The 12,594-nt window shown below is 42.9% G+C and carries 9 protein-coding genes and 4 pseudogenes; 8 read left to right on the top strand and 5 right to left on the bottom strand.

All coding sequences use genetic code 11. The features are described from left to right. From P20652_RS18220 to P20652_RS08210, 4 genes and pseudogenes are all read right to left on the bottom strand, one after another. Positions 1 to 149 (bottom strand): annotated as a pseudogene (locus P20652_RS18220) (gamma-carboxygeranoyl-CoA hydratase); the annotation flags it as partial. 12 nt (positions 150 to 161) lie between these two features. Further along, positions 162 to 1,769, bottom strand: coding sequence for a carboxyl transferase domain-containing protein (locus P20652_RS08215; RefSeq protein WP_008169209.1), 1,608 nt, complete (start codon positions 1,767 to 1,769; stop codon positions 162 to 164). A gap of 10 nt (positions 1,770 to 1,779) precedes the next feature. Continuing rightward, positions 1,780 to 2,954 (bottom strand): annotated as a pseudogene (locus P20652_RS18225) (isovaleryl-CoA dehydrogenase). A gap of 56 nt (positions 2,955 to 3,010) precedes the next feature. Next, positions 3,011 to 3,445 carry a MerR family DNA-binding transcriptional regulator gene (locus tag P20652_RS08210; RefSeq protein ID WP_008169212.1) on the bottom strand — a complete coding sequence of 145 codons (435 nt, stop codon included), beginning with the start codon at positions 3,443 to 3,445 and terminating at the stop codon, positions 3,011 to 3,013. Between the two features lie 330 nt (positions 3,446 to 3,775). On the opposite strand from P20652_RS08210, the gene P20652_RS08205 reads away from it, so the two are divergent. From P20652_RS08205 to P20652_RS08175, 7 genes and pseudogenes are all read left to right on the top strand, one after another. Then, positions 3,776 to 4,957 (top strand): acetyl-CoA C-acyltransferase, encoded by a 1,182-nt coding sequence (locus P20652_RS08205; protein WP_008169213.1) that lies wholly within the window; start codon positions 3,776 to 3,778, stop codon positions 4,955 to 4,957. Positions 4,958 to 5,086: 129 nt separating this feature from the next. Beyond that, on the top strand, positions 5,087 to 6,577 hold the full coding sequence (locus P20652_RS08200) for a CoA-acylating methylmalonate-semialdehyde dehydrogenase (RefSeq protein WP_008169214.1): 1,491 nt from the start codon (positions 5,087 to 5,089) through the stop codon (positions 6,575 to 6,577). A gap of 162 nt (positions 6,578 to 6,739) precedes the next feature. Then, entirely contained in the window at positions 6,740 to 7,897 is a 1,158-nt protein-coding gene (locus tag P20652_RS08195; RefSeq protein ID WP_008169215.1) for an acyl-CoA dehydrogenase family protein, read from the top strand. Between the two features lie 10 nt (positions 7,898 to 7,907). Continuing rightward, the gene (locus P20652_RS08190) at positions 7,908 to 8,699 is read left to right on the top strand and encodes an enoyl-CoA hydratase (RefSeq protein WP_008169216.1); all 792 of its coding nucleotides are present in this window, start codon (positions 7,908 to 7,910) and stop codon (positions 8,697 to 8,699) included. Then, on the top strand, positions 8,699 to 9,850 hold the full coding sequence (locus tag P20652_RS08185; RefSeq protein ID WP_008169217.1) for an enoyl-CoA hydratase/isomerase family protein: 1,152 nt from the start codon (positions 8,699 to 8,701) through the stop codon (positions 9,848 to 9,850). The genes P20652_RS08190 and P20652_RS08185 overlap by 1 nt, the downstream gene beginning before the upstream one ends. Before the next feature lie 10 nt (positions 9,851 to 9,860). After that, positions 9,861 to 10,760, top strand: coding sequence for a 3-hydroxyisobutyrate dehydrogenase (gene mmsB / locus P20652_RS08180; RefSeq protein WP_008169218.1), 900 nt, complete (start codon positions 9,861 to 9,863; stop codon positions 10,758 to 10,760). A 9-nt stretch (positions 10,761 to 10,769) separates the two neighbouring features. Continuing rightward, positions 10,770 to 11,539: pseudogene (locus tag P20652_RS08175) on the top strand (SDR family oxidoreductase). A gap of 129 nt (positions 11,540 to 11,668) precedes the next feature. Here P20652_RS08175 and P20652_RS21385 read toward each other — a convergent pair. Beyond that, a pseudogene (locus P20652_RS21385) lies at positions 11,669 to 11,746 on the bottom strand (hypothetical protein); the annotation flags it as partial. Between the two features lie 469 nt (positions 11,747 to 12,215). On the opposite strand from P20652_RS21385, the gene P20652_RS18230 reads away from it, so the two are divergent. Continuing rightward, entirely contained in the window at positions 12,216 to 12,530 is a 315-nt protein-coding gene (locus P20652_RS18230; protein ID WP_033017534.1) for a hypothetical protein, read from the top strand. The last annotated feature ends 64 nt before the right edge of the window (positions 12,531 to 12,594 follow it).

Genomic DNA, 12,594 nt, shown 5'->3' on the forward strand with positions numbered 1-12,594 from the left:
ACCAAAGCACGAATATCAAGCGTATTTGCATGTTCAATACACTGAATCAGCTCGTGTATTACATCGCTGTTAAATGCGTTTCTTTTTTCTGGGCGGCTTAACACAAGTACAGCCACATTAGATTTTGTTATTTGTAGTGTTACTGACATTTTGCGCTCCGGTTACATTCTAAATACGCCAAATTTCGAATCACGTTTTGGTGCGTTATTCGCAGCCGTTAACGCAAGCCCTAATACATTACGCGTATCGGCAGGGTCTATAATGCCGTCGTCCCACAAGCGTGCGCTTGCGTAATACGGATGACCTTGCTCTTCGTACTGGTCAATAATTGGTTTTTTAAAGTCACTAATTTCTTGCTCGCTCATGCTTTGGCCTTTGCGTGCTAAACCATCTTGTTTAACTTGCGCCATTACACCCGCTGCTTGCTCGCCGCCCATGACAGAAATACGGGCATTAGGCCACATCCACATCATGGTTGGTTCAAATGCACGGCCACACATTCCGTAGTTACCTGCGCCGTAAGAGCCGCCAATAAGTACTGTAAATTTAGGCACATCAGCACACGAAACCGCCATCACCATTTTAGCGCCGTGCTTTGCAATGCCTTCGGCTTCGTATTTTTTACCCACCATAAAGCCGGTAATATTTTGTAAAAACACTAAAGGAATATTGCGCTGAGCACACAGCTGAATAAAGTGCGCGCCTTTTTGCGCCGACTCACTAAATAAAATACCGTTATTAGCCACTATGCCAACGGGGTTGCCATAAATGCTGGCAAAACCGGTGACTAATGTTTCACCAAAATAGCGTTTAAATTCATCAAATGATGAGTCATCTACTGTGCGGGCTATTACTTCGCGTACATCAAACGGCTTTTTAAGGTCGGTGCCTACAATGCCGTAAAGCTCGTTAATATCGTAACGGGGTGGTTTTACATCTTCTAGAAGAGGGGCGGTCGGACGTGTGTAGTTAATGCGCTCAATACATTGGCGTGCAATAGACAGAGCATGAGCATCGTTTTCAGCGTAGTGATCGGCAACACCCGACACTTTACAGTGCACATCGGCACCGCCTAGCTCCTCGGCTGTTACTTCTTCGCCCGTTGCTGCTTTTACAAGTGGCGGGCCTGCTAAAAATATAGTGCCTTGATCTTTTACAATAATGCTTTCGTCTGCCATTGCAGGTACGTACGCACCACCAGCGGTACATAACCCCATTACCACAGCAATTTGTGGAATACCTTTACCCGACATACGCGCTTGGTTGTAAAAAATGCGCCCAAAATGTAACTTATCAGGAAATACATCGTCTTGCTCTGGCAGATTTGCACCGCCCGAATCGACTAAATAAATACATGGCAAATGGCATCGCTCTGCAATATCTTGCGCGCGTAAATGCTTTTTAACGGTAAGCGGAAAATACGTACCGCCTTTAACCGTGGCATCGTTTGCAATAATCATGCATTCAACGCCTTTAACACGGCCAATACCGGCTACAACACCGGCGCACGGTATTGCTTGTTCGTACACACCAAAGGCAGCAAATTGCGATATTTCTAAAAACGGTGAGCCTTCATCAATTAACGTACTTATACGGTCGCGTACAAATAATTTACCACGGCCTTCGTGGCGCTCCTTTAATGCCGCGCCTCCGCCTTGGCTAATTGTTGCTACTTTACTGCGTAAATCGTCCACCAGCGCCGACATGTTTTTATGGTTTTGCACAAACGTTGGATCGTGAGGGTTAACGCTCGATTTTAAAATCGTCATGGTTTAATCCTTAACGGCTTTCAGTGAAAAGTTCGCGACCAATAAGCATGCGGCGTATTTCTGATGTACCTGCACCAATTTCGTATAATTTAGCGTCGCGCAGCAGGCGACCTGTTGCGTATTCGTTTATGTAGCCATTGCCACCTAAAATTTGAATCGCATCTAGCGCCATTTTAGTTGCAAGCTCTGCTGCGTATAAAATGGCACCGGCTGCATCTTTACGGGTGGTTTCACCACGGTCACACGCTTTAGCTACCGTATATACGTATGAGCGCGCAGCATTCATTTGTGTATACATGTCGGCTACTTTGCCCTGAATTAACTGAAATTGACCAATCGGGGTATCAAACTGTTTACGCTCATGAATGTACGGCACCACTATGTCCATACACGCTTGCATTATGCCAAGCGGGCCGGCTGCAAGTACTACGCGTTCGTAATCAAGGCCACTCATAAGTACTTTAACGCCTTCGTTTAAGTTACCTAAAATATTCTCTTCTGGCACTTCGCAGTTTTCAAATACTAGCTCACAAGTGTTTGAGCCGCGCATGCCCAGTTTGTCGAGCTTTTGCGCTGTTGAAAAACCAGGAAAGTCACTTTCAACAATAAATGCAGTAATACCTTTAGCGCCGGCGTTTAAATCTGTCTTAGCGTAAATTACTAACGTGTGTGCGTCGGGGCCATTGGTGATCCACATTTTATTGCCGTTTAAAATGTACTTATCGCCTTTTTTTTCGGCTTTGAGTTTCATCGATACAACGTCAGAGCCCGCATTAGGCTCGCTCATTGCAAGGGCACCAATGTGCTCACCACTAATAAGCTTGGGTAAGTATTTTCTTTTTGAGCTTGTGTACCGTTACGGTTAATTTGATTAACACACAGATTTGAATGTGCTCCATAGCTTAAACCTATAGAGGCACTGGCACGGCTAATCTCTTCCATAGCAATAACATGTTCTAAGTAACCTAAACCGGCGCCGCCAAGTTCTTCAGATACGGTCATACCCAGTACGCCCATTTCGCCCATTTGAGCCCAAAGTTGATTTGGAAAAGCGTTATCTAAATCAGTTTTTTCAGCAAGCGGGGCAATCTCCTGACTCGCAAAACTGTTTACGTGGTCGCGGATCATATCGGCAGTTTCGCCTAGGCCAAAGTTCATTTCTTTATATAGTGAAATAGTGCTCATGATTCATTCCTGTGTGACGTGTGTGTTGTCAGTGTGTTTTTATTTTAAAAATAAACTTACTCGTCTATTTTGTTAAGGGTGTCGCGGCAGCGGCGCTCGGCTGTTACCAATTCCATAAGAACAACTTTAATGTCGTCCATTTGTTGAGATAGGTCTGCTTTTTTTTCTGATATAAGGTCAAGCATAGTAACCAACTGCTTAGCGCTTGATTTATCTGCGTCGTACAGTTCAAACAAACGGCCGGTTTCGGCCAATGTAAAGCCAAGGCGCTTACCACGTAATATTAGTTTTAAACGCACTTTGTCGCGTTTTGAATAAATACGGGTTTGACCATTACGTTCTGGAGTTATTAACCCTTGGTCTTCGTAAAAGCGAATAGAGCGGGTTGTAATGTCAAATTCTTTAGCGAGTTCGCTAATGCTAAACGTTTGCTCATTACTTGCCGGTATATTAGATGAGCTTGCAAAGTTTGTTTGATTATCTGGTTTCATAATTGTATTTACCTCATTCGAATAACTCCAATATAAGTGAAGTTTACGTAAAGGTAAAGCTTGGTGTGATTTGAAACTATTTATAAAGGGATGTTTAAGCGAGGTATTGATTTATATTATTAATATTCAATGGGTTATTTTTATTTTATCAGTGCTGTCTAACTGATGGAAAATAATCCTTACACTTATAAAACTAAAAATTACGCTGTTTTTAGTTGACGTTGGCGTAAACGTTAGTATTGTGTAAGGGTATTAAATAATAAATGAATACTAAATTAATAGAGCAAATATACTAACAACTATTTGCATATAAATACAATGGAGTTAGTTATGACTTTAGAATCAGTGGTAATTGTAGCAGCAAAACGCACCCCAATGGGCGGTTTTATGGGAGCGTTAAGTGATGCGCAGTCTACCGAGCTTGGCGCTACCGCCATTGCCAGCGCACTTGCACAAACTGGTTTAGCTAATGATGCAATAGACGAAGTAATTATGGGCTGTGTATTACCAGCAGGCCTTGGACAAGCACCCGCACGCCAAGCAATGTTAAAAGCAGGCCTTGCACTTAGCACTGGCGCTACAACAATTAACAAAGTATGTGGCTCTGGTTTAAAAGCCGCCATGCTTGCAAACGATTTAATTAAAGCAGGCTCTATCCAATCTGCCATTGCCGGTGGCATGGAAAGCATGACAAACGCACCGTACTTTATTCCAAAAGCACGTGGCGGTATGCGAATGGGTCACGGCGAAATAAAAGATCACATGATGAGCGACGGCCTTGAAGATGCTTACGATAACAAAGCAATGGGTTGTTTTGCACAAGACACCGCCGACGAATACGGCATTGGTCGTGAGCAAATGGATGCGTTTGCATTAGGCTCATTAAGTAAAGCTAAAGCCGCGATACAAAATGGTAGCTTTGATAACGAAGTTGCCCCGCATACGATGCAAACACGCAAAGGCGATGTAACAGTATCGATTGATGAGCAACCAGGTAACGCCCGCCCAGAAAAAATTCCTACCTTGCGTGCAGCCTTTAAAAAAGACGGCACTATTACGGCTGCTAATTCATCATCAATTTCAGACGGGGGCGCGGCGCTTATATTAATGAGCGAATCAAAAGCAAAAGAGCAGGGTTTAACACCGCTTTGTAAAATTGTAGCGCACAGTACACATTCTCAAAAGCCCAGTGAATTTACAGTAGCGCCAGTAGGTGCAATAAGCAGCGTGCTTGAAAAAGCAGGTTGGGCTGTAAACGATGTTGACCTTTGGGAAATTAACGAAGCATTTGCCATGGTAACCATGCTGGCTATTAACGAGTTAAAACTGGATGAAAGCAAAGTAAACGTTAACGGCGGTGCATGTGCATTGGGTCATCCAATTGGTGCAAGCGGCGCGCGTATTTTAGTAACGCTTATTCATGCCCTTAAAAACCGAGGCCTTAAAAAAGGCATTGCGTCTTTATGTATTGGTGGCGGTGAAGCGGTTGCTATGGCCGTAGAAGCGTACTAATTAGGGTTACATGAATAGCTAGACGAATACTTAAACGAATAACTATAAAAGCGCTGCACTCATAATACTAACTAAGCGGCGCTACCAATTTTAAAAGAGAACACACAACTCACACACTAGGATTTAATCATGCATCAAGTACCACTACTTATTAATGGCGAATTTATTCAATCAGCATCAAAAGAGCTTATCGATGTTATAAACCCAGCAACTCAAGAAGTACTTGCACAAGTGCCATGTACCACAGAATCAGAAATGGACGCGGCAATTGCCTCAGCCTCTGAAACGTTTAAAACATGGAAAGACGTACCCATTACTGAACGTGCTCGCATTATGATGAAGTACGCGGCGCTATTAAAAGAACATCACGATGAGCTTGCTACCATTATTTGCCACGAATTGGGTAAAACGTTTGAAGATGCTAAAGGCGATGTTTGGCGTGGTATTGAAGTAGTAGAACAAGCCGCTAACGCTCCATCATTAATGATGGGTGAAACAATGGAAAACGTAGCGCGTAAAATCGATACGTATTCTTACATGCAGCCACTTGGCGTATGTGCGGGCGTAACACCATTTAACTTCCCTGCAATGATCCCCCTTTGGATGTTCCCGCTGGCTATTGTGTGTGGTAACACCTTTATTTTAAAACCGTCTGAGCAAGACCCACTTACACCAATGCGCTTAGCAGAGCTATTTATTGAAGCCGGCGCACCAAAAGGCGTATTACAAGTTGTTCACGGTACAAAACCACAAGTAGACCGCTTACTAGAAGATAAAGCAGTGCGTGCTATTTCGTTTGTTGGCTCGTGTGGTGTAGGTGCTTATATTTATTCTAAAGGCACACAAAATCTTAAACGTGTGCAAGCGTGTGTTGGCGCTAAAAACCACATGGTTATTATGCCTGATGCAAGTAAATCGCACGTTGTAAACAACCTAGTAGGCGCATCAGTAGGTGCTGCTGGTCAACGTTGTATGGGTATTTCGGTTGCTGTATTTGTAGGTCAAGCAAGTCAGTGGGTAGATGACATTAAAGCAGGCTTTGAAAATGTACGCCCAGGCGTGTGGGATGATGCAAATGCAGCATACGGTCCACAAACATCAAAAGCAGCAAAAGCACGTATTTTATCACTCATTGCCGGTGGTAAAGAGCAAGGCGCTACTTGTTTAATTGATGGTTCTGACTTTACGGTTGAAGGGTATGAGCAAGGTAACTGGGTTGGCCCAACGTTATTTACCGATGTAACCAAAGAGATGGATTTATACAAAGAAGAAATATTTGGTCCTGTGCTTGCCTGTATGTTTGTAGACACGCTTGATGAAGCAATCGCACTTATTAACGACAGCCCTTACGGTAACGGTACCTCGTTATTTACCTCAAGCGGCGCAGTGGCTCGTAAATTCCAACACGAAATTGAAGTAGGGCAAGTAGGTATTAATGTGCCAATTCCGGTGCCTCTTCCGTTCTTTTCGTTCACTGGTTGGAAAGGCTCGTTTTACGGCGATACACACACGTACGGTAAACAAGGCATTCGTTTTTACACAGAAACTAAAACGATTACCTCACGTTGGTTTGAAGACGACATTGCGTCGGGTCCAAACATGAGCATTAACTTAAAATAATCGTAATTAAAAAATGAGTAAATAAAAGAATAATTAATAATAAAGATGGGCGCGAAGGCTACTTCACACACAACACACACATAAGCCTTCGCCGCTCGTCACGAACTACTCCCGTGACGGGAAACACTAACAACACAACTAACACAATTAAAGAGGTCTACCATGGACTTTAACTTATCTGAAGATCAACAAGCCTTTGCTCAAACAGCACGCCAATTTGCCGAGTCAGAACTTGCCCCCTATGCAGCAAAGTGGGATCGCGAACATATTTTTCCCAAAGACACGATTAAAGCAGCGGGCGAGCTTGGTTTTTGTGGTTTATACACGCCAGAGGAAGCCGGCGGCCTTGGTTTATCTCGTTTAGATTCGAGCATTATTTTTGAGCAGCTTGCTATGGGCTGTACCGCAACAACGGCCATGTTAACCATTCATAATATGGCTACCTGGATGGTAGCAAGCTTTGGCACCGATGCTGTAAAAGACAAATACGTTGAGCAATTAGTAATGGGCGAGTTACTTGCCTCTTATTGTTTAACTGAGCCAGGGGCGGGCTCAGACGCCGCATCACTTAGAACCAAAGCCGTGCTTGAGGGCGATGAGTACGTTATTAACGGCTCAAAAATGTTTATATCGGGCGCTGGCGAAACCGAAGTATTAGTGGTAATGGCACGTACAGGCGGCGAAGGCGCTGCGGGTATTTCGGCATTTGTAGTGCCTGCCGACGCAAAAGGCGTGGAATATGGCAAAGCTGAGGAAAAAATGGGTTGGAACGCACAACCAACACGCCTAATTAGCTTTGAAGATGTACGCATTCCTGCGCATAACTTATTAGGTGCAGAGGGCGAAGGCTTTAAATTTGCGATGCAAGGCCTTGATGGCGGTCGAATTAACATTGCCACATGTTCAATTGGTACAGCGCAAGCGGCGCTTAATACCGCCCGTGAATATTTAAAAGAACGCACCCAATTTGGTAAACCATTGGCTGCGTTTCAAGCATTGCAATTTAAAATTGCCGATATGAACACCGAGCTTGTAGCTGCGCGCCAAATGGTAAGGCTTGCTGCATTTAAACTTGATAATAACGACGTTGAAAAAACAACTTACTGCGCCATGGCTAAACGTTTTGCTACCGATGTTGGCTTTACCGTGTGTAACGACGCACTGCAAATTCATGGTGGTTACGGTTACATAAAAGAATACCCGCTTGAGCGCCATGTACGTGATGTACGCGTTCATCAAATTTTAGAAGGCACTAACGAAATTATGCGTGTAATAATTGCGCGCCGTATTTTGGCTGAGTCAGCAAACGACGTTTTATAAGGAGCAATGTATGTCAGAATCTAAATCTAATCCGAGTATTGAACTTACAATCGAAGGTCATGTTGCTATTTTAACGATGTCTAATCCGCCAGCAAATACCTGGACAAAAGACACCTTAGTTGATTTAAAAAATACCGTTAATGAGCTTAATAATAATAAAAATATTTATGCATTAGTACTGACTGGTGAAGGCGAGAAGTTTTTTAGCGCGGGTGCCGACCTAAACGTATTTGCTGGTGGCGATAAAGGCGTAGCCGCCGAGATGTCGCGTGTATTTGGTGAAGCATTTGAAGCGCTTACTAATTTTAGAGGCGTGTCGGTTGCTGCCATAAACGGCTATGCAATGGGCGGCGGGCTAGAGGTGGCGCTTGCGTGCGACGTACGTATAGCGGAAGAGCAAGCACAAATGGCGCTCCCTGAAGCTAAAGTTGGGTTATTACCCTGTGCGGGTGGCACACAAAATTTAGCATGGCTAGTTGGCGAAGGCTGGGCAAAACGCATGATTTTATGCGGCGAGCGCTTAAAAGCTGATAAAGCCCTGCAAATTGGCTTAGTGGAAGAAGTAGTACCACAGGGTGAAAGCTTTGCGGCAGCATTAAAACTAGCTAATCAAGTAAGCGAGCAAAGCCCTACCTCAGTTGCAGCGTGTAAAACATTGATTCAAAAAGGTCGCCATCAACCAATGGCAAGTGTATTGCCTCTTGAGCGCGAGTTATTTGTTGGTTTATTTGATACCGAAGATCAACAAGAAGGCGTAAATGCCTTTTTAGAAAAACGCCGCGCTAACTGGGTAAACGGCTAATGAGTGCTTTAACAGTATTAAATAACGCCGATGAGCCCGTGATATTTGAAACCGCAACCGCAGAAAACGGCAGTTTAATTGGGCTTATTACACTCAATGCGCCAAAAGCGTTAAATGCACTTAATTTTGAGATGATCAAATTACTTGAACCGCAATTGCGAGCTTGGCAAGACGATGATGCTATTGCAATGGTGTTGTTAAAGGGCGCAGGCGATAAAGCATTTTGTGCAGGCGGCGATGTTGTAAGCCTTCATCATGCAATGGCGCAAGGTAAACCAACAAGCTTAGTTGAAAAGTTTTTTACGCTTGAGTACAAGCTTGATTATCTTATTCATACCTTTGATAAACCTATCCTCGTTTGGGGTAACGGCATAGTAATGGGCGGCGGTTTAGGGCTAATGGCCGGTGCTAGCCACCGCGTCGTAACTGAAACATCACGCATTGCCATGCCAGAGCAAACCATAGGTTTATACCCAGATGTAGGCGGCAGTTACTTTTTACATAAAATGCCACAAAGTGTGGGGCTATTTTTAGGGCTAACGTCGGCATCAATTAACTGCGACGACGCGCGTTTTGTATCACTTGCCGATCACTTTATCGAAAGCACTAAATATGATGCCATGCTTGCGCAAATTTTAGCAGCTAAATGGGGCAAAACCGCAAGCTTAAATCATGAGCGTTTAACTAAGTTATTAACCGATTTAGACAACCAATCTGCGCGTATGCCAAAAGGCAATATAAAAGCTAATTTAAAAACGATTCAAAAGCTGGGTGAATTTACAACCTTGCAGGAGCAAGTTGATTATATTTTAGGACTAACCACTGACGATAAATGGCTACAACGCGCCCAAAAGTCACTTAAACACGGATGCCCACTAAGTTGCGCACTCGTTAGTGAGCAATTAAAAACAAGTAAAGGCAAAAGCTTATTAACGTGTTTTAAAATGGAGCTGGGTATGTCGGTTCGCGCTGGCGAAGTAGGCGAGTTTCAAGAAGGCGTAAGAGCGCTATTAATAGATAAAGACGGCGCGCCAAATTGGCAATACAAAACACTTAGTGATGTACCACAAACAATAATAGAGAGCTTTTTTGTTAACCGCTTTGGCGAAAACCACCCACTCAATGGCTTAGACACGCCAACACACAAATAAAGGAAAGACGATGACTAAACTCAATATCGGTTTTATCGGCTTAGGCAATATGGGCGGCCCAATGGCGGCTAACTTAATTAAAGCTGGACATACTGTGAGTGTGTTCGATTTAAACCAGTCGGTCGTAAATGAACTTGCAAGCAAAGGCGCAAAAGCCGCAGTTGATGCAAAGCAGTGCGCAACCAATGCTGACGTACTTATTAGCATGTTACCTGCGGGCAAACATGTTAAATCCCTGTATTTGGGTAATAACGGCGACAGCGGTTTAATTAACGTGCTGAGCAAAAATACATTAGTAATTGATTGCTCAACAATAGATGCAGAATCAGCACGCACTGTAGGCAGTGCACTTGGTAAACAAGGCATAAGCTTTGTAGATGCACCGGTATCGGGCGGCGTTGCAGGCGCAACTGCAGGTACACTTACTTTTATTGTAGGCGGCGAAAAAGCCGCGTCCGATAAAGCACATACAGTGCTGAGTGATATGGGTAAAAACATATTTCATGCAGGCGATATTGGCGCAGGACAAGTAGCAAAAATATGTAATAACATGCTACTTAGCATTTTAATGGCAGGCACCAGCGAAGCACTGCAAATGGGTATTAACAACGGCCTCGATCCTAAAGTACTTAGCGACATTATGACCGCAAGTTCGGGCCGTAACTGGACGCTTGAACTTTACAACCCTTGCCCAGGTGTAATGGATACAGCCCCTGCGAGTAACGATTACAAACCAGGCTTTATGGTTGATTTAATGGCTAAAGATTTAGGGCTTGCCATGGAAGCCGCGCAGCAAAGTAATTCATCAACCCCAATGGGTTCAATGGCTAAAAATTTATACACTATGCTACAACACCAAGGTGCGGGTAGTGATGACTTTAGTGCCATTTTTAAACTGTTTTCTAAGTAGGAGCAACGCGTGGAAATTAAAAATAACACGGTAGTAATAACCGGTGGCGCACAAGGTTTAGGCTTTGCAATGGCGCAAAAGTTTGCACTTATGGGTGCTAACATTGCGTTAATAGATATGGCACAAGACTTATTAAACACAGCATGCGAGCAATTAACACAGCTTAAAGGTGTAACTAGCAATATTAAAGGTTATGCCGCAAACGTAACAAATGAGAGCGAAGTAGAAAACGTATTTAATACCATTAACAGCGATTTTGGTTACATTGGTGTGCTTATAAACAACGCCGGTATTTTACGTGACGGCATGTTTATAAAGGCTAAAGACGGTAAAGTCGTTAAAAAAATGTCTCTTGAGCAATTTCAATCAGTGATTGATGTGAATCTGACAGGTGTGTTTTTAGCTGGCCGAGAAGCTGCAAGCCACATGATTGAATCAGGCAAAGGCGGCGTTATAGTTAATATGTCGAGCGTAGCGCGAGCAGGTAACATAGGCCAAACAAATTACGCGGCATCAAAAGCAGGCGTAGTGGCACTTACCACCACATGGGCTAAAGAACTAGGTCGTTTTGGTATACGTGTAGGCGCTATTGCACCAGGTGTAATAAGTACCGCCATGACCGACGCCATGAAGCCCGAAGCAAAACAGCGTATGCTAGCAGTAACACCCGTAGGGCGTTTAGGTGAAAGCGACGAAATTGCCCATACTGCACAATACATTATCGAAAACGACTTTTTACCGGCCGCGTGGTAGAAATAGACGGCGGTATTCGTTTGTAAACCGAACTGGATTAAGGTTGATTAAAAGCATAGCTCTTTGGGTTATGCTTTTTTGTTTTAAATCGGGGAGCTTATAATCTTGCAAAAGGGCTGATAACGGCGTTGGGAATTTGTTGTGAAATTAGTTGCTCATTTGCTCTTAATAAAACCTAATGAGAGTGGCTTTTTAATCACTTCTTTAAATAAAAAGCTCAACGCATTTAAGGCTTGTGTTTGAGTGTTAGGAGCAACATTTTGTTGGTTGACTAAACGAGTTTAAAAAGCTAAAAAAGTTCGAACTCATTATCTCCCATCGTTGTTGGGTGCCTCATAAAATTAAATCAAATAAACGAAGCTATCCAGTATAAATACGCTTTAATAGTACTTTTAGCATAACGCTTTAGATACATTTGTTCGGCTATCATAGTTAAAAAAGATGATTTCATGATATGAATCTCTAGTAAAAATTAACTGTATATATGGACAGTGATTGTTGTTTTATCCAATATTACTGATCTTCACCATTTCGGTGTATTTGTGCATTGATTAAAAATAATTTCCAGTTAACTAATTGTTTACAGGTGTTTATTTGATGGTTAAGATAAATGCATTGTAATATATGGACATTTGTCGGTTTATAAAACGACAAATGTCGTAGAAAAAATTGTTATGTTTACATAGATATGGAGTTTCTAAATTGAAAGAAGTTGTAATTGATATACTGTTTGCTGGCTTATGGATTGTCCCACTAGTTCTAAACTTTTCTCCAAGCTTGGTTGAAAAGTTGATTTCCACTTTTGATAAATCTATTGCTAAGAGCACTAGCTACCTTCTTTCGTTACCTATTTCTGTGTATTTGATTTATGAGATGTCTACGAAAAGTAATTGGGCTGCCCAATTAAGCCTATTTGTTGCTTTTGTATTTTTCTTCACAATTTACGCAACTGCTCTATCATGTTTATTTCATCGAGCAGGTAAACATAACAAGCACCTCAACTCCGACAATGTTTAGTTGTCATGGTTTTGGCAAACAACGCAAAAAGCCACGCCAACACATTGCGTGTTAGGCGGGCGTT

It is taken from the genome of Pseudoalteromonas sp. BSi20652 (genome assembly GCF_000239855.1).
Classification (GTDB): domain Bacteria; phylum Pseudomonadota; class Gammaproteobacteria; order Enterobacterales; family Alteromonadaceae; genus Pseudoalteromonas.